The sequence below is a fragment of the Vibrio sp. 10N.247.311.14 genome (assembly GCF_041467715.1).
GTDB lineage: Bacteria > Pseudomonadota > Gammaproteobacteria > Enterobacterales > Vibrionaceae > Vibrio > Vibrio crassostreae_C.
Window position 1 is genome coordinate 1 of sequence record NZ_JBFSVE010000001.1, and the last position, 22,662, is coordinate 22,662.

General features: G+C 43.0%; 24 protein-coding genes and 2 pseudogenes. 18 read left to right on the plus strand and 8 right to left on the minus strand.

What is annotated here, in order from left to right; all coding sequences use genetic code 11:
* The 4 genes and pseudogenes from AB6F11_RS00005 to AB6F11_RS00020 form a co-directional block, all read right to left on the minus strand.
* Positions 1 to 523, minus strand: a pseudogene (locus AB6F11_RS00005) (flagellin B); the annotation flags it as partial.
* A 297-nt stretch (positions 524 to 820) separates the two neighbouring features.
* Positions 821 to 1,954 carry a flagellin gene (locus tag AB6F11_RS00010; RefSeq protein ID WP_017063389.1) on the minus strand — a complete coding sequence of 378 codons (1,134 nt, stop codon included), beginning with the start codon at positions 1,952 to 1,954 and terminating at the stop codon, positions 821 to 823.
* A 121-nt stretch (positions 1,955 to 2,075) separates the two neighbouring features.
* On the minus strand, positions 2,076 to 2,999 hold the full coding sequence (locus AB6F11_RS00015; RefSeq protein WP_102394434.1) for a Dyp-type peroxidase: 924 nt from the start codon (positions 2,997 to 2,999) through the stop codon (positions 2,076 to 2,078).
* 65 nt (positions 3,000 to 3,064) lie between these two features.
* Positions 3,065 to 3,526, minus strand: coding sequence for a DUF2919 domain-containing protein (locus AB6F11_RS00020; RefSeq protein WP_017060696.1), 462 nt, complete (start codon positions 3,524 to 3,526; stop codon positions 3,065 to 3,067).
* A 109-nt stretch (positions 3,527 to 3,635) separates the two neighbouring features.
* On the opposite strand from AB6F11_RS00020, the gene AB6F11_RS00025 reads away from it, so the two are divergent.
* Complete coding sequence (locus AB6F11_RS00025) at positions 3,636 to 3,980, plus strand: DUF2956 domain-containing protein (RefSeq protein WP_017060697.1); 345 nt, start codon at positions 3,636 to 3,638, stop codon at positions 3,978 to 3,980.
* A gap of 12 nt (positions 3,981 to 3,992) precedes the next feature.
* Positions 3,993 to 4,325, plus strand: coding sequence for a DUF4156 domain-containing protein (locus AB6F11_RS00030; RefSeq protein WP_017063387.1), 333 nt, complete (start codon positions 3,993 to 3,995; stop codon positions 4,323 to 4,325).
* A 68-nt stretch (positions 4,326 to 4,393) separates the two neighbouring features.
* On the opposite strand, the gene AB6F11_RS00035 is transcribed toward AB6F11_RS00030, so the two are convergent.
* Positions 4,394 to 4,681: a helix-turn-helix domain-containing protein gene (locus AB6F11_RS00035; protein ID WP_004734273.1), complete on the minus strand. Its 288-nt coding sequence runs from the start codon at positions 4,679 to 4,681 to the stop codon at positions 4,394 to 4,396.
* Between the two features lie 205 nt (positions 4,682 to 4,886).
* On the opposite strand from AB6F11_RS00035, the gene AB6F11_RS00040 reads away from it, so the two are divergent.
* The 4 genes from AB6F11_RS00040 (at position 4,887) to AB6F11_RS00055 (ending at position 7,407) form a co-directional block, all read left to right on the plus strand.
* Positions 4,887 to 5,234 carry an ArsC family reductase gene (locus AB6F11_RS00040; RefSeq protein WP_017060699.1) on the plus strand — a complete coding sequence of 116 codons (348 nt, stop codon included), beginning with the start codon at positions 4,887 to 4,889 and terminating at the stop codon, positions 5,232 to 5,234.
* Positions 5,235 to 5,332: 98 nt separating this feature from the next.
* Positions 5,333 to 6,469, plus strand: coding sequence for a succinyl-diaminopimelate desuccinylase (gene dapE, locus AB6F11_RS00045; RefSeq protein WP_017060700.1), 1,137 nt, complete (start codon positions 5,333 to 5,335; stop codon positions 6,467 to 6,469).
* Positions 6,470 to 6,514: 45 nt separating this feature from the next.
* A complete protein-coding gene (locus AB6F11_RS00050) occupies positions 6,515 to 7,189 on the plus strand; it encodes a M15 family metallopeptidase (RefSeq protein WP_017063385.1) in 675 nt (224 codons plus the stop codon).
* A gap of 8 nt (positions 7,190 to 7,197) precedes the next feature.
* The gene (locus tag AB6F11_RS00055; protein ID WP_017060702.1) at positions 7,198 to 7,407 is read left to right on the plus strand and encodes a DUF2897 family protein; all 210 of its coding nucleotides are present in this window, start codon (positions 7,198 to 7,200) and stop codon (positions 7,405 to 7,407) included.
* Between the two features lie 161 nt (positions 7,408 to 7,568).
* On the opposite strand, the gene bamC is transcribed toward AB6F11_RS00055, so the two are convergent.
* Positions 7,569 to 8,615: an outer membrane protein assembly factor BamC gene (bamC, locus tag AB6F11_RS00060; protein WP_017060703.1), complete on the minus strand. Its 1,047-nt coding sequence runs from the start codon at positions 8,613 to 8,615 to the stop codon at positions 7,569 to 7,571.
* Positions 8,616 to 8,663: 48 nt separating this feature from the next.
* A complete protein-coding gene (gene dapA, locus AB6F11_RS00065; RefSeq protein ID WP_102394433.1) occupies positions 8,664 to 9,542 on the minus strand; it encodes a 4-hydroxy-tetrahydrodipicolinate synthase in 879 nt (292 codons plus the stop codon).
* A gap of 374 nt (positions 9,543 to 9,916) precedes the next feature.
* Between dapA and AB6F11_RS00070 the strand changes: the two genes are divergently transcribed.
* The 7 genes and pseudogenes from AB6F11_RS00070 to bcp (AB6F11_RS00100) all read left to right on the plus strand — a co-directional run bounded on the left by AB6F11_RS00070 (position 9,917) and on the right by bcp (AB6F11_RS00100) (position 17,934).
* Entirely contained in the window at positions 9,917 to 10,459 is a 543-nt protein-coding gene (locus tag AB6F11_RS00070) for a glycine cleavage system protein R (protein ID WP_017060705.1), read from the plus strand.
* Positions 10,460 to 10,471: 12 nt separating this feature from the next.
* Positions 10,472 to 10,804, plus strand: a pseudogene (bcp, locus tag AB6F11_RS00075) (thioredoxin-dependent thiol peroxidase); the annotation flags it as partial.
* Between the two features lie 91 nt (positions 10,805 to 10,895).
* Positions 10,896 to 12,296: a site-specific integrase gene (locus AB6F11_RS00080; RefSeq protein ID WP_136999085.1), complete on the plus strand. Its 1,401-nt coding sequence runs from the start codon at positions 10,896 to 10,898 to the stop codon at positions 12,294 to 12,296.
* Between the two features lies 1 nt (position 12,297).
* On the plus strand, positions 12,298 to 14,652 hold the full coding sequence (locus AB6F11_RS00085; RefSeq protein ID WP_136999086.1) for a hypothetical protein: 2,355 nt from the start codon (positions 12,298 to 12,300) through the stop codon (positions 14,650 to 14,652).
* Between the two features lie 13 nt (positions 14,653 to 14,665).
* Positions 14,666 to 16,867 (plus strand): site-specific integrase, encoded by a 2,202-nt coding sequence (locus tag AB6F11_RS00090; protein ID WP_136999087.1) that lies wholly within the window; start codon positions 14,666 to 14,668, stop codon positions 16,865 to 16,867.
* Positions 16,867 to 17,355 (plus strand): bacterioferritin comigratory protein, encoded by a 489-nt coding sequence (locus tag AB6F11_RS00095; RefSeq protein WP_136999088.1) that lies wholly within the window; start codon positions 16,867 to 16,869, stop codon positions 17,353 to 17,355. The genes AB6F11_RS00090 and AB6F11_RS00095 overlap by 1 nt, the downstream gene beginning before the upstream one ends.
* A 114-nt stretch (positions 17,356 to 17,469) precedes the next feature.
* Positions 17,470 to 17,934 (plus strand): thioredoxin-dependent thiol peroxidase, encoded by a 465-nt coding sequence (gene bcp / locus AB6F11_RS00100; protein ID WP_086774656.1) that lies wholly within the window; start codon positions 17,470 to 17,472, stop codon positions 17,932 to 17,934.
* Positions 17,935 to 17,999: 65 nt separating this feature from the next.
* On the opposite strand, the gene AB6F11_RS00105 is transcribed toward bcp (AB6F11_RS00100), so the two are convergent.
* Positions 18,000 to 18,335 (minus strand): helix-turn-helix domain-containing protein, encoded by a 336-nt coding sequence (locus tag AB6F11_RS00105; RefSeq protein WP_086774657.1) that lies wholly within the window; start codon positions 18,333 to 18,335, stop codon positions 18,000 to 18,002.
* A 114-nt stretch (positions 18,336 to 18,449) separates the two neighbouring features.
* On the opposite strand from AB6F11_RS00105, the gene AB6F11_RS00110 reads away from it, so the two are divergent.
* From AB6F11_RS00110 to AB6F11_RS00130, 5 genes are all read left to right on the plus strand, one after another.
* Entirely contained in the window at positions 18,450 to 18,962 is a 513-nt protein-coding gene (locus AB6F11_RS00110) for a hypothetical protein (RefSeq protein WP_269147984.1), read from the plus strand.
* A complete protein-coding gene (locus AB6F11_RS00115) occupies positions 18,956 to 20,335 on the plus strand; it encodes a DEAD/DEAH box helicase (protein WP_136999089.1) in 1,380 nt (459 codons plus the stop codon). Before AB6F11_RS00110 ends, AB6F11_RS00115 begins: the two co-directional genes overlap by 7 nt.
* A 101-nt stretch (positions 20,336 to 20,436) precedes the next feature.
* The gene (locus tag AB6F11_RS00120; protein WP_086774660.1) at positions 20,437 to 20,988 is read left to right on the plus strand and encodes a hypothetical protein; all 552 of its coding nucleotides are present in this window, start codon (positions 20,437 to 20,439) and stop codon (positions 20,986 to 20,988) included.
* 327 nt (positions 20,989 to 21,315) lie between these two features.
* The gene (locus AB6F11_RS00125; RefSeq protein ID WP_136999090.1) at positions 21,316 to 21,729 is read left to right on the plus strand and encodes a hypothetical protein; all 414 of its coding nucleotides are present in this window, start codon (positions 21,316 to 21,318) and stop codon (positions 21,727 to 21,729) included.
* Positions 21,730 to 22,160: 431 nt separating this feature from the next.
* Positions 22,161 to 22,430, plus strand: a complete 270-nt coding sequence (locus AB6F11_RS00130) for a hypothetical protein (protein ID WP_240698607.1) — start codon at positions 22,161 to 22,163, stop codon at positions 22,428 to 22,430.
* Positions 22,431 to 22,662: the final 232 nt, after the last annotated feature.

The window sequence follows — 22,662 nt, forward strand, 5'->3', positions numbered from 1 at the left end:
TCTTACCACCCATCTGAGCGTTATCAGAGCGCATGTCTTTCAGTTGAAGCATTACAGCTTCACCGTTATCCGCACCGATTTGGAATGATTTAGTACCGTGAGTACCGTTAAGCAGCTTGTTACCACCAAAAGACGTCGTTTCCGCGATACGGTTCAGTTCGTCGTTCAGTGCTGTTACTTCTTCTTGAATCGCTACACGCTCAGATTTTGAGTTTGAGCCGTTTGAAGATTGTAGAGACAAATCACGCATACGTTGCAGGATGTTAGTCGTCTCGTTCATTGCACCTTCAGCAGTTTGTGCAATTGAGATACCGTCGTTCGCGTTACGTACAGCAACATCAAGGCCACGACTTTGAACGTTCAAACGGTTCGAGATTTGTAGACCCGCAGCGTCATCTTTTGCGCTGTTGATTTTTGAGCCAGAAGCTAGACGCTCCATTGATGTCTGTTGTGCGCTGTTTGCATTGTTTAGGTAACGTTGCGCTGTCATCGCTGAAACGTTTGTATTTACATTCACTGCCATGGTGACTTCTCCAATTGATTTTCCGGTATAGCGGTTTCCGACGTCTCGGAAAACCAAGTAGTTATCTCTAAGTTACTTTTAATAACGGCGTGATTGGCGAAACCTTTAGGAAAAAAACAACAAATTTAAAGAAATAGCGGTAAAACAGAAGAAAGCGTGACTGGTCGTAAAATTATCGAAAAAAGATGAGAAAATCGCTAAAGTTGCCGGGAAGTCAGTCGAGTGAGAAATTGTATTTTTATTCGCCAAAAAGCACCGACCAAGCTGAAATGCTTTTATAAGATTGTAGGTAATTCATTAACCTAATAACGTTAAAGCTAGATTCGGCGCTTGCTTGGCTTGAGCGAGTATCGTTGTGCTCACTTGCTGCAGTATTTGTTGCTTGAGCATTTGAGTGGTTTCTTTGGCGTAGTCGGTATCTTTGATTCGACTGTTTGATGTCGCCAAATTCTCATGAACGTTTTCAAGATTGTTAATGGCATGATCAAAGCGGTTTTGCATTGCCCCTAATTCAGAGCGATGGCTATCGACATACTTCATCGCCGTATCCAAAATAGAGACGGCGCGCTGAGCACCACCCACATCCGTTACATTGATGTCATTAACTGACTCGTAATAGCCCGCTGACATCGAAAGCTCACTGGCTAATGAACCTGAAAAAGAGATGGTACCCGCGGTATCTTCACCTGACATATAAATCTGAAGTTGTCCGTCATCATTAACAGAAGCCGATAAGAGATCCGTTTGACCATTAATGTAAGTCGCCAACTCTTCGATATCATCGCCCGCTTTCGCGTTGATGGTGATCTCTTGTGGCTGACCAAAACGATCGGTAAACGACATCGTCATATCATTCTGGTTTGATTTCACTTCCCATGAATCACTGGCCATGCCATTAGCAACGTAGCTAAAGCCGCCCATGTTGATGTCATCAGTACGCATGCTTTTCAAACCAATCTGCACAGCTTCGCCCGAACTGCCGCCGATTTGAAACGAGGTGTGCCCAAAACTGCCGTTAAGGAGTTTTTTACCACCGAATGAAGTGGTTTCGGCAATTCGATTCAGCTCGTCATTTAACGCGGTGACTTCTTCTTGAATAGCGATTCGTTCCGATGAACTATTCGAGCCGTTACTCGCTTGTAGGGATAAGTCTCGCATGCGCTGCATGATATTAGTGGTTTCATTCATAGCTCCTTCTGCAGTCTGCATAATGGAGATACCGTCGTTAGCATTTCGAACAGCAACATCAATGCCACTCATCTGTGCTTCTAATCGATTTGAGATCTGTAAGCCAGCCGCATCGTCTTTTGCACTATTAATACGGCTCCCTGAAGCTAAGCGCTCCAAAGATTGGTTCAGCATGTTATTAGCGTTAGAGAGGTTTCTCTGAGCTACTAACGCCGAGACATTCGTATTGACAGTTATAGCCATAGACCTTCGCTTACAAAAAGATGAATAAAACTCACGATTGCTCTTATATCGACCAGTTCATATAAAGCTTTAATAAAAAAGGAGCCCTGAGGCTCCCTTTCTTTGCTGCAGATGAGGTGATTTACTTAATCGTTAATACACTCAACATGTCAGTTGAAGGTGCAAAGTAGTAAGCGCCAGTCACTGCTTTGGTAAAGCGAAGCAGTTGGTCTGTTTTGCCATCTGTTGCGCCGTACATGCTCTCTAACATCGCATCGAAGTTATGACGAACGTTACAGTAAGCAATGAACAATAAGCCGTGGTCGCCCGTAGCAGTACCGTAAGGTAGACTGTGGCGAACAATCTTAAGCCCCTTGCCTTCTTCTTTGATATCCACACGGCCAACGTGAGACGCCGCAGGAACATCATCTAACTCAATTGAATCAGGTTTAGTTCGGCCAATCACTTTCTCTTGTGCCGATACATTCAAACGATTCCAAGCTGGCAGGTTATGCACAAAACGCTGCACCATTACATAACTACCACCAGCGAATTCACCCTCAGGCACAATAGCGACTTCAGCACGTTGTGCGTCTTTCGGGTTTTCAGTGCCATCAACAAAGTCTGTCATGTCACGAGAGTCTAGGAAGCGATAACCATAAGTTTCATCAACCACTTCAACATCAGCTGCTACTTCAGATAGCAATTTACGCAAGATAAAGAAGTGCAGATCATGTCGGTTTGAATGACAGTGAATCAGAACGTCAGACAGTGTGCTCGGTGCTGTGATATCACCTTCACCCAGCACAGGGAAGTCGATCAAATCAGCGGGCGCTGCTTGCTCGAACCTATCCCAAAAAGCTTTTGAGAACGCAACCGATGCCGTTAAGTTCGCATCAGGCTGAGTTTGGTTTAGTTCGTCGATTAGAGTCGGAAGCTTTTGAATTTCTGCTAGTACATTAGCAGTATTAGCGTTCACTTTAAGTTGAACGTAAAGCGCGAAAGGCCCAGCTTCAGGCAAAATAGCACTTTGAACGTTAGGCTGCTCATTTGAAACATTAAGCATAGATTATTCCTTCCAGTTTTAGCTTCTAAGTATAATTGTGAATGGGACAAATGTTTTGATGAGAATCAGTCTTCGAGCTCAACCACTTTAAAGCAATCCCTTGCAGCATGGCTATTGGTTAGATAAAGCGCTAACCACAGCAGCAACAATAGGGTGATGCCATTTGACCAACGGAACCATCCGTTATCCAAATAGATTAAATAAATCGTATGGGAGCCCTGTGCCAAGATAGCCATCATGGTAACCCAACGTCCCCATGACACGACTTTGTTAAGGCGCTTTCTATCTGGCGATCTTAGCCCAAATAACCACATCAGCAGCAAACTAGGCACACTCAACGCGATCCCGACATAAAACATCTGATGGTCTGGGTAGATTATCTCAAGAATATCGGTTCCCGATTCTCGGCTTGCGCCCGCAACAATGAAAACGACCAAGGCTTTCGCAAGAAACAACCAACCTAGCCAGAGCAAGATTGGAGCTTTCAAAAAGCCGTGCTTGTCGTATTGTTCTATGGAGTACCGCACAAATCTCACTTTCACTTATTTTCAAACCAACACTTTAACGCAAATCATTCATACTTAACTAGCTTTGCGTTATCTTAGTAGCCAATCCGTTTTAATTGTCGAACTCAGTATGAAAAACAAAACTAATACGCCCTCTGTTGAATCTCAACAGGAAGCACTGAAGATAGCCAAAGCGACTCAAAAGCCAGCTCAAACCAAAGAACAAACTAAACTGATTGCTCAGGGTATCGAGAAAGGCATCGCACTGTACAAGAAACAGCAAAAAGAACGCAGCCGCCAAGCCGATAAAGCGAAGAAGCGCGTACAGAAAGAAAAACAGACTCAACAAGCTAATCAACACCAAGAAGACACGATCGAAACAAGTGTTGAAACACCATCAAATCACGCCACTAAACTGCCGTGGTTACTACTGTTCGCAAGCTGGGTAGGCTTCGCGATTTATTTGATGCAATAGCAGGGTAAACGTATGAAAAAGGAATTAGTCGCTTTGGCTATGAGTGGCATGTTACTCGGGTGTACCAAACCCACATCAACGCCTCATAGTAAAGCGGACAAGGTACAAATGGATTACCACGGCCTGATTAACATCGAGCAGTGTGAGTATAAAGGGGAAATCACTGGCAGCGAAGGTCATTGGTACAGCTACTTGTTCTTTCCCAATGACGCCCTGATTCAAGGTGCGATGAATGAGCTTAAATCGAATGCCATTGAGCTAGGCGCAGACACCGTCATCTTTACCCTACCCCAAGATTTCAGCACTTCCGTGACTATGCTTGGTACCGCCTACCTGTGCGAGTAAGCAACTAAAGCGGCATATCGATATGCTTTGATTTTATGACACCCAAAAGAAAGCCAGCTTTCGCTGGCTTATGCACTAAATCCAAGGCTTGTTGCTATATCGCCTTTACGCTGGATAACCCATTGACTGTCAAATGGCCCCCAGTCGGATAACTGGTAATAGCCATCATTATGACGTCGCCCATCTTGAACAAACATAAGTTCGATACCGATCCCCGGTAACGCCTTGAGTACATCTTGAATAGTACGACGAGGCCACCCCGTTTTTTCGATGAGTTTAGGCACATTTGGCCTATCAAGGCTTTCCACTAACAATGCTAAATATAGCCGCCTTGCAAAAACAGGACTCAACTCCATTGACACCTCCTATATATGTGCAGCTCAATTATTTCTTTTTTCGCTGACAACATGTTGAGGCTGATCAATAAGTCTCCAATAGTGACATTTTCTTACGCTTTTTTTTCACTCTATGAAATATTCATCACTCTATTTTGTCTGGGTTGCTGCTTCCTGATAGGATTCAACTCATAACAATGAAATAAAATCACTCAAAGGAAGAATAATGACTATCACCATGTTTGGTATCCCAAATTGCGACACCATTAAAAAAGCAAAGAAATGGCTCGAAGCTGAAGGTATCGAGTTCGAATTTCACGATTATCGCAAACAAGGCATCACAGAAGAGCTAGTAACAAGCTTCTGCTCTGAGCTAGGTTGGGAGCTTGTGCTAAACAAACGTGGTACGACTTATCGCCAACTTTCTCAAGAACAGAAAGACACCCTAACAGAAGAAAAAGCGGTGACTTTGCTTGTTGAACAACCTGCAATGATCAAGCGCCCAATCTTAAAAGTTGAGGGTAAGCTTCACATCGGATTTAAAGCCGACCAATACGCGGCTATTTTTGCTTAGATCGTTGTATTTACATAGACAGACAACAGGACGTTGATCAGTGAATCAGCGCCTAAAAATTAATGACTAGACGTTTTATTTAAACAAGGAATTCAAGGATGACAGATAGCCCAACTTTGGCTCTGGCAAAAGACCTAATCAGCCGTCAATCGGTAACACCAGAAGATGCAGGCTGCCAAGACCTGATGATTGAACGCTTAAAAGCACTCGGTTTTGAAATCGAAGTGATGGTATTTGAAGATACGACCAACTTCTGGGCTCGTCGTGGTACTGAAGCGCCTCTGTTTGCTTTTGCTGGTCACACTGATGTGGTACCTGCAGGCCCAATCGAACAGTGGAACACTAAGCCATTCGAACCGACTATCGTAGACGGTTTCCTACATGGCCGTGGCGCTGCTGATATGAAAGGCTCTCTGGCTTCAATGATTGTTGCCGTCGAGCAGTTCATTGCCAAACACCCAGACCACACAGGCTCAATTGGTTTCCTGATCACTTCAGATGAGGAAGGTCCTTTCATCAACGGTACTGTACGTGTTGTTGAAGCATTAATGGCGCGCGGTGAAAACATCGATATGTGTATCGTTGGTGAACCATCGAGCACTGAGTTCGTGGGTGATGTCGTGAAGAACGGCCGTCGTGGCTCTATCACTGGCGATCTAACGATTAAAGGCACACAAGGTCATGTTGCCTACCCTCACCTAGCAAACAACCCAGTACACAGCTCTCTGCTTGCTATTAATGAGCTAGCAACAACTGAGTGGGATAAAGGTAATGATTACTTCCCGCCAACCAGTTTCCAAATTCCAAATGTGAGTGCGGGTACTGGTGCTTCAAACGTGATCCCTGGTGAGTTTAATGTTCAGTTTAACCTACGCTTTAGTACAGAGTTAAGCAACGACATCATCGTTGAGCGCATCACAACGACACTCGACAAGTATGATTTCGAATACGACCTAAGATGGACATTCAATGGCGACCCGTTCTTAACAGACGCAGGTTCACTGCTTGATGCTATTGTTGATGCAGTGGGTCACGTCAATGATGTGAAACCAGCACTGCTAACGACTGGCGGTACATCTGATGGTCGCTTTATTGCACGTATGGGCGGACAAGTGGTTGAACTAGGCCCTGTGAATGCAACGATTCACAAGGTTAACGAATGCGTGAAGGTAGCCGATTTAGAAAAGCTAACTGACATGTACGAAAGAACATTAGTGAACCTATTCGCTAAATAGTCTTTCATCAGCGATTCATAGCATCCAATTATTGAGAAACTCGTTATGACACCAGAGCAGCTTACCGGACAATCAGATTCTCATCTAGAACCTAGCCTGATCGGCACCAAGACCTTCTTGGTCCACAGTGAGGTTAAGAATGACCTGAATAATTTGATTGAAGCTGCTCAGCTCGCTGGTTTTAAAATGGAGATTGCCAGTGGCTTTCGCGACTATGAAAGGCAATCTCTGATTTGGAACCGTAAGTTTTCTGGCGAAGCTCCGATATTAGATTCAGAAAGCCAACCTCTTGATGCTTCAAAACTGACCGAACAACAAAAGCTATCGGCTATCCTGAGATGGTCTGCGCTTCCCGGCGCGAGTCGTCATCATTGGGGTTGTGACTTCGATGTCTTTGCTCGTAACCACTTACCTGAAGGCATACATCTGCAATTAGAACCATGGGAATACCTTACTGGCCACCAGCAATCGTTTTACCAATGGCTATCAGTTCATGCTGCACAATTTGGTTTCTTCTTTCCTTACAGCCAAGATTTGGGTGGTGTGGCGATCGAACCATGGCATATCAGCCATCGCAAAGTATCGGAGTCGTGTTTATCACAGTTATCTCCGACTTTACTTGGCAAGCAACTCCAATCTAAGCCAGTATTAGGGTATGAGATTATTATGGAGCAGCTAGACGAGATCTATGCACGCTTCGTAGCGAATATCAGTCATTAGGAGCGCTTATGTTGGAGTGGCTTACAAACCCTTGGGTTATCATCATCATCGTAGTTAGCGTTGTTGTGGGTAACATCGCAGCGCTCAAACAGACAGCCAATATGGATCTGACGGGGCGTGGTAAAACTGAGCGAGATTTAGATAAGCTCAATCGCTCGGATAAACTTAACCAAGAGAAAGCTGAAAAAGAAGAATCCAAAGACAATAAAGACGCATAGCCTTTTGCTTTGGCTAATCAGCTTGATTGACCAATTTTGATTGACCAATGTAGCCTGATGACAACGAATACAATAAAAAAGAGGACACAGTGTGTCCTCTTTTTTATTTGCTTTTGCTAATCACAAGGCTGATTTAACTCAGCTTGTGACGGCTTGAATGACTACTCAGCTTTCGCTTCTTTGTCATCTTTGGTTTGGTCAGCAATATGCGCTAATACCGGAACCATAGACTTAAGCAGCTCTTCTTCTACTGGCTTACCTGATGCATCCGTTACGTTGATTGACGTACGGTTGCCAAGGTCACCAAATAGGAAGTTGTAAGTGCCTGGCGCTAAGTCGATAGGCTGTAGGCCAATTTCTTCCCAGAACTCATCATCTGGTGCTGCGTACTTCGCCTTCACCGTACCCTGAGATTGATTGCGTTCTTCAAGCTCAAAGCCCATTTCAGGCAACAAGTTAGGCAGACGCTGCCAGAATACATTATATGGCGTACGAGCAATAATCACAGGGAAACCACTACGGTCAGCACCCATTGAAATTGGAATACGCTTCACCAACTCTTGCGCTTTCAGCGCCGCTTCAGCACGAAGGTTTTCATCGTACTTAGCCATAACTAGGTTGGTCAGGAACGCGTTGTAACGCTCTTTATTGGTTGCCGTTACTGTTTTCTCTTCAGTACCTTCACGCCAATCAATCAGATTAATCTTGAAGCCATGACGGTTGTTTGCTTGGAAGCGAGAGATAGAGTAACGACTACCAATCTCTACGTCTTCATCTTCAGAAACCCAAGTTACCCAATCGGTCTCAATCTCATTCTCTGATTGCTCACGAATACCAATACCACGTTGAGCCAGCATATCTACAGCCGTTTGCCACACGCGGTCTGCCTCTTCTGCGCGAAGAAGCCATAGTGTCACTTCACCGTTTTGACGCTCAGCACGAGCACCCGGGATCAGTTCAAGAACCTGTTGCGGTGGACGAATATCCACTTCACGACCAGTACCACCACTGAATTCACCGCTTGGGATGTCAAAATTTGGGTAGAACTGAGGCTGAGCATCTACAGGCAATTGCCATTGTGAAAACTCAGGTGTTTCTAAGTATTCGAAATCATCTTTGGCTTGGCGACGTTGAGTCGGGTTGCCAGAACATGCTGTAAGAACGAAAACAGCCAGTGACCCAATCACTAGCTGGTGAGAATACTTCATTTATACTCCTAAATGCCGAAGGTTCGCTTCGGCATCACTTCATACGTTTTAGTAAATGCACGCTTCAGTCATTGCTTGAGCAACAACAGGTTGAGCTGGCTCTGACAGTTCAGTCAGCGGTAGACGTAAGCCACCTTCAGCAATCAGACCCATTTTATGAACCGCCCATTTTACGGGAATAGGGTTAGACTCAACGAACAAATTCTTATGTAGAGGAATCAAACGCTCATTGATCGCTTCCGCTTCTTCAAACTTACCTTCTTTTGCTAGCTTGAACATGGTTGCCATATCAGCGGCTGCAACATTGTTCGTTACAGAGATCACGCCATCGCCACCACGCTTAACAAATTCTAGGCCTGTTAAGTCATCACCACTTAGTAAGATAAAGTCTTCGCCACAAAGTTCACGGTGAATTGCAATTCTGTCGAGATCACCCGTCGCATCTTTCAGTGCAACGATGTTTTCGATCTCAGCAAGACGAGCAACCGTTTCTGGCAACAAGTCTACCGCAGTACGACCTGGAACATTGTATAGAATTTGTGGAACGTCACTGACTTCAGCAATCGCTTTGTAGTGTTGGTACAAACCTTCTTGAGTCGGTTTGTTGTAGTAAGGCGTTACGCTCAGGCAACCAGCAATACCAGAACCATTCAACAAACGGCTGAATAGAACAGATTCATGAGTTGCATTTGCACCTGTACCAGCGATAACGGGAATACGACCATCAGCAAATTCAACGATCTTGTTGACGACTTTGACATGCTCTTCAATAGTGAGTGTTGAAGACTCACCTGTTGTGCCAACCGCAACCAGACCATCACTACCTGCAGCAATATGGTGCTCAACTAACTTTTTAAGGCTGTCGAAATCCACTTCACCATCTGTATTAAATGGCGTAACTAGCGCAACGATACTTCCTGAAAACATGTCTATCTCCCTTAATTTATTCTTTTTGCATGTTACTGTAAGCCAATCAATAAACACAAGACATTAAAGTGGCTTACCGGCAACATCTGCATTAAATATTGTCGTATGTTTGAGGTAAAACGACTTCTAACGGCGTTCTACCTAGAATTTGGGTAACCTGCACTCAATCTAGCGGATAGCACATCACTGGATGTCAGTAACAAGTAAGCTGTGCTCTCATCGCTCTATCTCATTTTTTAACGCGCTCGATATTCTTATCATTGGTTGCATGTTCGAAGCAAGGTCGCACATAAAAAGCCCCGCACGCACGCTTATTCCACGAGCTAACTGTGCTAACATGCATGAATCAATGGAATATAAAGAGACGTGATTTTATGACTCAACATCTAGTAATCACAGCTGTGGGCACTGATCGCCCAGGTGTATGCAACCAAGTGGTTCATTTAGTCACCCAATCAGGCTGTAACATTATTGATAGCCGTATCGCCCTGTTTGGCGAAGAATTTACGCTTATCATGCTGCTGTCTGGAAAGGCAAACAACATTACCCGCGTTGAAACCACCTTGCCCTTGCTTGGACAAGAGCACGACTTGATTACGATTATGAAGCGAACCTCAACTCATGATGTTATTGAGAACTCTTACACAGTAGAGGTGTTCGTTGAGTCAGACGATAAAATCGGACTTACTGAGCAGTTTACCCAGTTCTTCGCAGACCGAAACATCGGCCTCGATTCGTTAAGTGCACGAACCATCAATAAATCTAAGGTTCAACTCGACAACGACCAATTCCATATCTCTATTACCGCTTCTGTGCAATCAGAATGTAATTTGATGCAGCTACAAGAAGAATTCGATTCGCTGTGTCAGAGCCTATCAGTCCAAGGCTCGCTCAACTTTATCAAAAACAGTCTTTAAAAAGGAAATGTCATGAATACGCTAACGGCTGGTGTTCCAGCACCTGCTTTTTCTCTTCCAGATCAAGATGGCAATATCGTATCTCTTGGTGACTTCAAAGGTAAAAAAGTACTTTTCTATTTTTACCCTAAAGCAATGACTCCAGGTTGTATTGTGCAAGCGGAAGGCCTGCGTGATATCAAAACACAGCTTGATGACCTAAACGTGGTTGTTCTAGGTGTGAGTGTTGACCCAGTAAAACGTCTACCAAACTTCGTTGAGAAGAAATCTCTAAACTTCACCCTGCTATCTGATGAAGACCACAGCGTTGCTGAACAGTTTGGCGTTTGGGGCGAGAAAAAATTCACCCTTGAATAATTTTTATGACATAAAACCTTGATCGTTTTTTATGACAAATCTATCTTTGATATGTGGGTAACATATTGAGGGTTGTTTTGTGATAGAAACACATGATGAAAAACATTCTGATATTTATGATGACTACCGATTGCTTTCCATAGAGGTAGATACATTAGCAAAGCTTAAAGTTTCAGAGAGCATCAATGCTGACTCAGGAGAGGTGACTTATTCACCCTACCTTTCTCCTTCCAGTATTGAAACACGCCTAAAGAAAACAGATATTATCATTGCGCCTGATGGGAGTGTTGTTTACCCACAATCTCTTTACCTCGTCTCTAAACTGCGTGGTGATGGTGCCGTCAAGGACACTGACTCAATTGCCAAAGGCTTACTGGCTTTTACTCGCTACTTAGATTCCACCCATCACCCTCAACCTGATGAAGACGATAATGAGATACCACCTGAATATTTAACGTATAAAACACTATCGAAGTATGAAGAAGAAGGTGCGCCATGGCGCTTTGCAGAACACCTTTTAACAAACTGCCGTGCCAAACTAAGCGCAACCGGTGACGAAGCATACTCACTTAGCTCTGCAAGAAGCTATATGGGCGCTGTGATTGGCTTTTATAAGTGGATGCAAAAATACGGTTACCTCAAAAATGATGATGAACACGTATTAACACACTTCAGTAAGGTTGAGAGTTACGAAGGTATCAATCAGCACGACATGCTTGCTCATACCCAATCTGGCGCAAAGCGAGTCTATGAAATCTCAAACATCATGAAGATGTTTCCCAAGAACGATAAAACGCCTGCTTATAAAAAGTTAAAGCCTATGACGTTCGATCATAAAGAACTGTTCTATCAACACATAGGTACGTTGCCAAAAGCTGTATCCTTAATGCTTAGACTTTGTGAGGAGTCAGGACTTAGGATTGATGAAGCCACGCACTTCCCCGCACACAATATTGGTCACACTGATTTTAGTGAACTCGAAGTTGTCTCCGTTCACATTACACACACTAAAGGCAGTAAGGAACGTACTGTTGAAATCCCTATAGCGCTTTATGAAGAATTAGAGCAATACAAAGAAAGTAAACAACGACAAAAGAACCTTATCAGACGTAAAGAGCTGATTGATTCTAAAGAAGAGCTAGATTCCACTGATTACCTTTTTGTCTCTAATAAAGGCCGCCCGTACACAGAAAACACACTTGAAGTACATTTTGGGGAACTAAGAAAGCGCATCCGAGGGATAGAATCTAGTTGGTACTACCGAGTTCACGATTTGCGTTCAACCTTTGCCACCCATTGGCTTTGGAGTGAATATCAAAAGCGACAGGTTGCCTATGACTTTCTGATGGATGAGTTAGCAGAGCTAATGGGCCATGCAAGCACCTCAACAACTGAAAAGTATATTAAGTTCATGAATAAGCTTGACGACCAATTGAGAGTCGCAAAGAGTAAAAACAACAAGATAAACGGGGGTTGGTAGCATGGCAAAAAGCCCACTCGCAAAAAACTCAAAGACAGCCAGGCACGTTAGAAATAGTAAAAATGTGATTCCATTACGTCTTACTATCCCTTACAAGAGCTCTAGAAACAGAGCAGTCACAGAGTTTGATGTCTCACATTTGTTGTACCTTGGCACCAACCGCGATAACGATAAAATTGAAAGCCGTACACCATACTTGAGAAGCTTTTGCAAAAAAGCCAAGCAGTATGTTGATAATGGTAACCGTGTATCAACGGTCGTGAGAACTTATGAGTGCTTGCGCGCTTTCATCGTCTTTTGTGATGCTGTGAAAGTTAACCCATTATCAGAGGAAGGCTATTTAAAATTCGCGGGGAATGATGGTGAGTTACGGCATCGCATAAAAACGTACCACCCATCAAAAAAGTTGTGGGAAAGGCAACATGGGGATGAGCTTGGCATTAAAGAAAACTCAACACCTGGCATCGTTTCAGCACTTCGCATAGCCCTTATATGGTGTGGATTACCCGCTGATTCATGGGCGCTCCTGCATCGAGGATTTAATGGTGAAGGAATACCAAACCAAGGCTATTCTGATGCTGAGGAGAAAGTCCTTGTCACTCGATTGAGTGAGTTGTTTTTCACCTTAGCCCCGCAGCTCATTGCTGCAAAAAAAGAAAATCTAGAACTGCCTGATGAACTGCCTATCGTTATTGATTTGAATGGGTACCAAGAAGTCATTTCGATTCAAACCTCTCTAAAAACACGAACACATGGATCAAGCCAGAATGGCACGTCTGTAAGAGCTTCCGCTGCGTTTAACATGGTGATGGGGGCGGCTTATCACCTAATGTGTTTTTTCACCTCATTGAACGATAGCGACATACAGGGCATCGCTCATCCAATTACAATTCATACTGATGAACGGGATAAGGGCTTGCAGGTGGTCAAGGTATCGAGCTTTAAAGCACGAGCAAACAAAGAAGTAGACGCCGTTCTAACCAATCAGAGCTTCGATGTTGAGAAGCGTGATGGTGTGAAGTTTATTAAAACCCTTGAGACACTTTCAGCTCTGTACGGCGGTAGCGAAGAAGGTTCAGGGTTACTCTTCGCTCTCAATAACCTGGGGGAGAAAAGCGAAACGTTTAATTTAATAGAATTAAACAAAAGTCTGATGGTGAAATTAAACCTACTCTCACCCACTCGAGCATCCATTATTCCATGGTTTAAAGAGCTGTTTTATAGCTATCGAAACCAACATATTATCGAGCTTAAAAAAAAGACCCATAAGCATGGTAGAATAGTCGTAAGCAAAGTGACTCACCCATGCTCAAAAATGCATGCCACAAAAGGCGCAACCAATACCGCCTACTGCATTTTATCGTGTTACACAGACTTGCCACTCAAAGGCATCCTGCTGCCACTTTCCTACTCAGAGAAAGATTCCGATGGAAACATCAATATTTCATTAAAATACCGAGATGGTGCAAGCCATTGCTTCTCTATCTCTGCTGCGGATAAGACGTTAATTCAAGATATTGAACAATTCGCCACAGAGCTAGCAGACAAACAATACCCTAAATATGAGCGACTGCTACTCAAACGAGGTCATGAAAACCAAGCCCCTAAAGACTGGGACGGGATTAGCCCTATCACATCCAGCCAAATGAATCGATGGTCAATTGAGACAAATGAATACTTCATTTCACTTCAATCAAGCCGTTGGAGAGAAATGACCAGCAACCAAGTGTACTCCGATAATGGTAAAGGCGGTGTTCAGAGTCTCCTTCAAAATCTACTTGAAACCATAGATAAGCATTATACCAATGGTGACGCGAGACTAAACAAGGTCATTATCTCACAAGCCATGCAAGTCATGGAGCAATTGGGCGAAGGCACAAGTTTAGAGCAAGCGAAAGCTATGGTTGTGACCAAACTCGGCATTACAATGCTGGCACATGATGAATGGAAAAAGAAACAAGAGGAAGAAAGAGCTAAAACGAATCCAAATGGCATTCATTGTAATGGGCAGCAAAGCATTACAGGCGGTAAAGACACGCAGCGCGAAACCAACAACGCAATGGGCTTGACACTGCCTTGTACCGAGTACGATATGTGCCATAAATGTCAGTCTGCCAAAGCCGTTGATGAGGTTCAATCCATCTATAAACTTATTTCTTTTATTGATGTGCTGAAAGAAGCCTTAGCTCAGTACCCCAATGCAAAAGAAGAGGTACATGAAAAGATAGCCGCTTTTGAGTTCACCCTGGACGGGGCAAGTCAAGATGTGTACGAAGATGCTATGGCGATGTTTAACAAAAACGGTCGTCATCCAAGGGTATCCACTGACCACGCCATTTTGGCTTTATATCGTTAATTAGGAGTCTGCCATGATAAAGCTACCTAAGCATGATCTTGCCCGACAAAATGCCATCATAAATGCGCAAAATAACGTTGGCAGCTACACAAACTACCTGAACGACGTATTAAGGCCTGCGATTAAGTCGGGGGATTGGGATTATTTGGAAACGCTAGATATTGGCTTTAGCGTCACTGGCGAATCACTAGGTAAAATTGGGAACAATGATGCGTGGCGAAAGCTTCAATCGTTCTTTGAACCCAACTATACCAAAATATCCACACTAGACTTCTCGCTTAATGGAAAAGTGATGGAGCGCAACCTTAGAAATCAATTGATGGCGCTTGCTTTGAATATGATGTGGCTCTCTCCCAAATACTACTCTTTTGATTCCATTTACTGTACCGTCAACGTGTTAAAAAAGTTCATTCCACCTCTTTTGAGTGAAGGCTACAACAGCTTTGAGTTTTTGAATTTTAACCGATTAGAGTCTTGGGTGCTGAGCGATTTCACCGATATCGATTTTGAAAGAGAACCAACCTATTCTGCTCTCAATAAAATTTACATCGAGTCAAAAGGCTTACCGTTTATCGTTGCTCTGACGAAAAAAACAAACGCATCAGATTTTGGCTTAACTCTTAAAGACGCCCAGCAATACACAGTTGTCCCTCAGCGATTATATTATTGGGGACTGCAAGAATCAGAAGCATTAGTTGACGAGCTGTACCCGATCCGAGATGAACTGAGCAAGTTATCAGATTATATTGCAACCTACTTTGATAAGAGCTATCAAGGGTACGCCAAATACCTTGTCAGTGATGAGCCAAAGTTAAAAAATGGCGGACTCAAGTGGTATTTAAGTAAAACAAGAGAAGTTGGTAGAGAAAGAGTCATAGCCTTTCAAGCGGCTTTTCTAGCGATAAACTGCCCCTCAGAAGCAGCAACCCTTGAGTTACTCTATAAGCACAAACCTCAAATCAAAGGTGCTTACATCGACAAATTCCACCCTGATAGAAGATTAAGGGTAGGAACAAGGGAAGTAGCAAGTCTAATTGAGGCTCAGTCACTTTTTAAACAGCTCAACGGCGGCTGCCTCTGGGCGCTAATGTCTCGAACGGGCATGCGCTCTGATGAAATCTTTCACCTTCATACCGCGAGTGGGTGCTCAGAAGAAACTATATCTAAGCAAACCATTCATATTATTCATGCAGACCTATCAAAGACCACCAAAGGCTCTCAGTCAAAGCAAGATGAGTTTGTCACTACTGAAGTCGGAAAAAAAGCTTACGAGATATTGCAGGCTTTACACGAACCACTTAGAGAGCGCCACCCAGACAGTCAAGCGTTTTTCCATAAGGTAAGAGAGGACTGTGGTGCAGTTCTTAAAAACCAACTCGGAAACCATATTACGGATTGGTTTGAAGGCGCACTGGGGGAGAAACTTGCGCTAACCAATGATGATGTGATTGATTTGAAGGTTTCCGACTCTAACCTCTCGTTTACTGTGGGTGATGATTATATATTCACAGCCCACCAACTGCGCCGCTCGTTTGCCTACTACCTTATCGGCTTCGAGCTTTGTGCGTTTCCACAACTCAAGCAGCAGTTCAGCCATGTATCGATGGCGATGACAAGACATTACGCTAAGAACGCCAGTAAATTTCAGAAAATCAGAAAGCAAAAACAAAGCTTGGTCCACGCCATTGATGAAGAAAGGATTGTTCAAAAAGCGCAGGTCTATCTAAACATCTACAAGAAACTGGCGAATAAAGAACGTGTCGCTGGCGGTAAAGGTAAAGAGTTTGCCAAAAACATGATGAAGGCTAAGCACAACCTGTTTAAAGATAAAGTTGATGATGACATGCTATCGCTCAATTACTGGAAAAAACAAATCCAGGACCAAAAGCGTCACATTCATGCCGTCGCCCCTGGTGTTTACTGCACTTCTACAGGTTGTAGTCTACGCACACAAGTCAACCTTTTAGAGTGTGTGGACTGTAAGAACGACTACATAGTCGATGCCGTTTTTGCCGAGGCCAAACGCAAAGAGGCTGAAATCAATATGCTATGGGATATTGAACATGATGAATTAACGCCTCAAACGGCGGCAGAAGCGTATATCAAAATCACGGCTGCCGAGCGCATTATGAATGACTTAGATATCAGTTATGAGCCTGTTGAGATACCACAAGAAGTAGAAAATCTGCTGATTCCTTTCGGAGTGACTGCGTAATGACACAAGCAACTAAAAGCAAACTGGTAAAAGCCCTAGGGCGACTGTTAGATGGTAGTCCAGAAAACCGAGAGCTAAGGAAAAAAGCCCGAGAGGGCAAACTAAAAATCAACAATAGCACCGTTGAGAAGGAAGCAGGTCTTTCGGTAGGCGCACTACGAAGACATGAGGATGTTCGAGTCATGGTGGAGAGTAAATCACTTGAAGCTCGCGCGGCTCAGGATAACTCAAGCCAATCACCTATTGATGTATTACAAGCGGAAGTGAAACAACTAAAAAGCGATAAGACTCAAGCAAATAAAAAGAAAAAGGAGTATCTAGATCTAGCTAGAAGCCATGAGCAAGCATTAGCTATACAAGCTGCTAATCACATAAAGATGGTTCAAGAACTCATGGAGATGCTGCATGAAAGTGAGCGTGAAAAAGCAATGGATAAGGTAGTCAAAGCAAGGCCCGATAATATCGTTGAAGGCAACTTCAGAAAGTAACTAAACCCAGTTTAGACTTACCACTAGACAACACCACCAAGCATAGATAAAACTACACACTGAAATAATAACAAAGCTCGATTCAGAGTAAATTAAAGAAAGTAAGGATAACCCATGGCTATCGAAGCAGGACAAATCGCTCCAGATTTCACATTAAACGACCAAGACAGCAACCCAGTAACCCTCTCTGAGCTTCAAGGAAAGAAAGTGCTGCTCTACTTCTACCCACGCGCTTCGACGCCTGGCTGTACCGTTCAGGCTCAAGGATTGCGTGACACGAAAGCTGAACTAGATGCACACAATGTTGTTGTACTTGGTTTAAGCCCAGACACCCCCAAAAAACTGACCAACTTTATCAACAAGCAAGAGCTGAACTTCACTCTACTAGCCGATGAAGAACACGAAGTGTGTGAGAAGTACGGTGTTTGGCAACTCAAGAAGTTCATGGGCCGTGAAAACATGGGCGTTGTAAGAACAAGCTTCTTGATTGACGAGTCAGGCAACCTTGAGCATGTGTTTAACAAGTTCAAGACTAAAGATCACCATGAAATTGTATTGGACTACCTAAATAGCAAGTAACTCTTAATTTATTAATAGGGCTGGTGCTAACGGCACTGGCTCTGATTTAAAACCGCTTAACGAGCTTACGAACTACTACCCTCCCACGATTCATCAATCAGTCGAGCAGTCATATCAAGAACCTTCTGCTTATCCTTTTCAGAGAGCCTGTTCAGGTTCACTGCTAACTCAGCAGAAATCTCATCTTCACAAAAGAAATAACTTAACGGCACACCTAATTCGTTGGCTAATAGCTTTAAGGTTTGTACGTCTGGAGTATGTTTACCCTTCTCATATTGATTCATTCTAGGGCTAGCAGAGCTTTCATCCATACCTATACGCCCTCCCAACGCTTTTTGAGAGAGGTTTGCTTTTTTGCGTGCTTCTTTGAGCCGCACGGGAATTGGGTTTTCGAATGGCACTTGAGTTTCATATCTCTAATCTCATCGTAACTAAGATTTTCTTAGTTTTACCGATTTCTGTATACTAAGCAATCCTTAGTATTTTAATGGTATATGCAGTACATGAAGCGTTGTATAAAAATCAGTAATGAAATGCACAAGTTATTGATCGAAAAAGAGATGGATGGTTTTTTAGTTGTTGAACTAAGAGATGCATTTGTTTCCATTGATGACTCCTATGTTGATCTGGATGATGCTCGTCGTAAGGTTTACCGTCAACTCCTACGTTTGGTTAAGAACAATTGGCTTCGAGTTGAGGGGACGGGGCAGCAAAAACGATACTTTCAAACGGACTTATTTAAAGGTCTTCAAGTCTATATTGGATCAGAAAACACTAAGGCTACCCTTTCCGCTGCTTCTGATTATTCGGTACTAAGACACGAATGCAATCAGTACAAAGGTGAGCTAGAGATTGTTTTAGGGGAGATTAATGAGTATCAATCTCTCTGCGGTCGTTTTCCTGAACTAGAACCGAGGTTAATCCCACTTCTTGAACAAGCAAAAGAACATTCAGGACAATTGTTGGGCAGCGTAAATGTACTAACTAGTGTTCTCAAAACACTCTCAGAGGACAATCCGTCGTGCTAAGGCAATGGCAAGCAGAGTGCTCAGAGAAGGCGTTACATAAATACAGCTCAAGCCAGCAGCACTTCTTCTGCCAAGCAACGCCTGGGGCAGGAAAAACGGTATTGGCTGCGACGGTTGCTTCAAGATTACTGCAAGAGGACAAGATTGACCTTGTATTGTGTTTATCCCCCTCTTTAACGGTTTCAAGCGGAATAAAGATAACCTTTTCACAGATTCTTAATTGTACCTTTAATGGAGGATTAGGCTCTATTGGACGGTCTCTCACTTATCAGTCGATTCAATTTCTAAATGAGGAGTTTTGGCTGACGCTGCGAAATCACAGAGTATTCGTTGTCTTCGATGAGATACACCATTGTTCTGGTTCAGAGATTGAAAACGCGAATGTTTGGGGGCAACAAGTCCTTGCAAAGATTCAAGGACTCGCAACGTATACTCTTGCGCTTTCAGGGACTCCGTGGCGTTCGGACTCTTTGCCGATTGTTCTTGGTGAGTATAGCGACCCAGATGGAATTCTTTTGGTTGATTATCAATACACGCTGAAGCAAGCAATCGCCGATAAGGTTTGCAGAGTCCCTAAGATTGTTTTGGTTGATAATGAGCATTTGACCGTGACGAACGATGAGAAGATGGAGTCTTTCTCTTCAATATTAGAAATGATTAAGCAGACTAAGACCTCTTATCAAAGCATCATTCATAATGAAGATGCGATGGAGTACTTGCTTGGATTAGGTTGCAAAAAGCTTACAGAAATCCGCTCTCGAACCCCAGCGGCTGGAGGGTTAGTTGTTGCCGCATCAGTTCAGCATGCACAAACAATTAGAAAGGTACTTTCTGAAAAGTACGCTCAATCGGTCTCAATAGTGACCTATCGGCATGAAGAACCTTTAGCTGAGATTGAAAGGTACAGACAAAGTGACACTCAGTGGATTGTTAGCGTTGGTATGATTAGTGAAGGGACCGATATTCCGCGTCTTCAAGTATGTTGCCACATGAGTTCGGTCAAAACCGAATTGTATTTTAGGCAAGTCTTAGGCCGAATTCTTCGTGTGAACTGCGCGACAAATCAACAAGCGTGGTTATTCACCTTTGCTGAACAAAGCTTGATCGAGTATGCCGAGAGGATTGAACAAGATATCCCTGAGTCGTGTATGTATGCAAAGTGGGAAAGGTTTGCAGAAGCCGATCCTGACACTAAGCGCAACCGTCTAAACGAAAAAGAGTTGCTAGAAGAACGAGAAGAAATAAGTTCTAAACTGGTATGGAATAGCACGACAAGTAGCACGAAGAATATTGATGACGTACTTGGCGCGCTTGATGAGCTTCGGCTCGGGACTTTTAGGCAGCGGGTAATATCGGCATTTTTGGCTTCTTGATTCGATGAGTGTGGGGACTGTTGTTGTCAAAACCAAGGTTTGGCTACGCGGCACATCAGAGTTTATAGAATACCTTTAAAATAATAGAACAGCGGGTAGTCATGAGTAAAATTATCGCAGCGCTTGAAGGTAAAGCTAGTGTGGAGATAGGCCGGTTAATAACAGAAGCTATTGACCTTGAAATTGGAACTAACTTGATTAGCCCAACTGGTGAGTTTATGAGTGATGACGTTAAGCTTGCCATCGCACACCTTAAGAGTTCTATCGATAGCAGGGTTGATGCCCTTAATACGCTCTATACCTTTATTGAAGATTCGCAGCATCCTGAAAAATTCTTTGATGCTGAATCCATCAAAGAGTTAACCGATGCTGCTGCAATGATTCAGTCTTTTAAAGACATCCTTAAGACTCAATTTTATGGGATAGTTAGGTGTGCTGGGGTTGAGAGTGAAGCTGTGCAATCTTTTAAACTAGTTTGTCGGGCTAATGCTAAGTTTTCTACTAGCGTACGGAACCTTATTTCTCTTCACAAGCAACTTTGTATACCTAAACGCTCAGAGCATAGACCTGAACTCGCATTTAGTTCAGAGATGGCTGATATGCTAAAAAAAGCGACCGATTCAGTAGTGGCCAAAGCTCTTGTTGAAGAGTAACAATGCTCCCTAAGACTAATAGAGTGTGATAAATGGATAACTTCTTTTTGGTCCTTCTAACGCGTCTTTGCCCCTTTTCAAGTTAGTGCTCTTATCTACCACACTTTACGGGTGGCAATTTGACCTATTTTTTCTAATCAGTGTAGTAGTAAACTTGAAAGCTAATTAAGACGCAGTATGCTCACCCAAGAGCCTTATAGTCGATGATATCGGCTATCTGTAATTTTAATCCAGTAGATCAACTTATCAGTTTTAGAGTCTATCGTTGTGGAATTTAAAAGCTATAATATAATGCTGTTTTTACTCCTGCACTTTTAATGAGGTTTCATGTTTGAATTTATCGGGATAGCAGTCGTTGGTTGGTTGGTTGTGAGCATTTTTGTTAGATTTATAGGTCGAACAAAGTCAACATCTCAAAGTCAAGAATTTGGTAAAGAATCTAGACATATTGCAACACGTGAACTTGGTGTACCAGCAGCTTTTTACAATCATAGTGTCTGCTCCCATATGGACGAAGTAAAACAAGCGGCCGTTGCTTTGCAAGAAAGCGGCGATGACTATTTTAAGAACTTAAGCTGGCCGCGCCTGTTAGCATGGGGTGTATACTCTGGATACCGTCATCATTGTGAACAGTCACATTATGGTAACCCTATATCACAAAATCTTTTGGATGACCTACGAATCTCAGGAAGTGATATCTCTACAGAATTGAGTCGTGAATCCACATCACTAAAGCGATAGGGCTTATCATTAGTTGTTCTGACATCCAAATTAATACAAGTAATAATATCATTAACTTATCAATCTGAATCAATCTATAAAATACAGATTAAACTCTGTATTTATCTTGGCAAAAGCTGTTCCAAGCTTCGAGCAATGAATTCACTACAAACCATGCTTAAGTGGATTAATATAACTATGCGCGTAAATTGAGAATGGATGAGGAGTGTGGGGACCAGGTGGTGTTGGTTCTAGTTCCTATTTTACATTTGAGATAACATACGTTATTGATTAAATAAAATAATTTATGCATAACAAAATCATCAAACCTGTAAGTGATACTTTAGCTCAACGAATGAAAATACCTATAGTTGGAGCATTTGTACTATCTTGGGCGCTGGTTAATCACGCCTTTATTTTGGAGTTCATGTTTACATCCTTAGATATCAAGGTTGAAACGGAAAACCACCAAATTTGATGTACTAAGTGACCTCGCTTACCCAGCTCTATTGACGTTGTTATATTTAACGGTCATTCCCGCAATCCAACTATTACTTGATTGGAGAGTCCTCAATACACTTGGTGAATCACGCAAGGATCATGACATTAAATTGGCTAGGAATGCCTTATTATCTGCACAGGAGTACCAAAGTAAGTTGCTTGAAAGAGAAGTAGATGGTTGGGAGCAAGAAAAAGTAGACTTACATGGTCAGATTGATTAACTAGAAAAACAGATGGCCGAATTTGTAGGTCAATTGCAAATATCAGATAAAAAAAGAATGCTATACAGTTTGGCAACGAACTTCTTCTACGAACGATTAATGATGCACTTGATTCATTAAAGCGTCCCCGAGTAAATGAAGGCTCAGACTATGCTGACCAGAGAACACGTGAAGAAATGTGTGATGATGTTATTGAGATACTTGAACCTGTTGCAGAAAAAGAAATACCTTT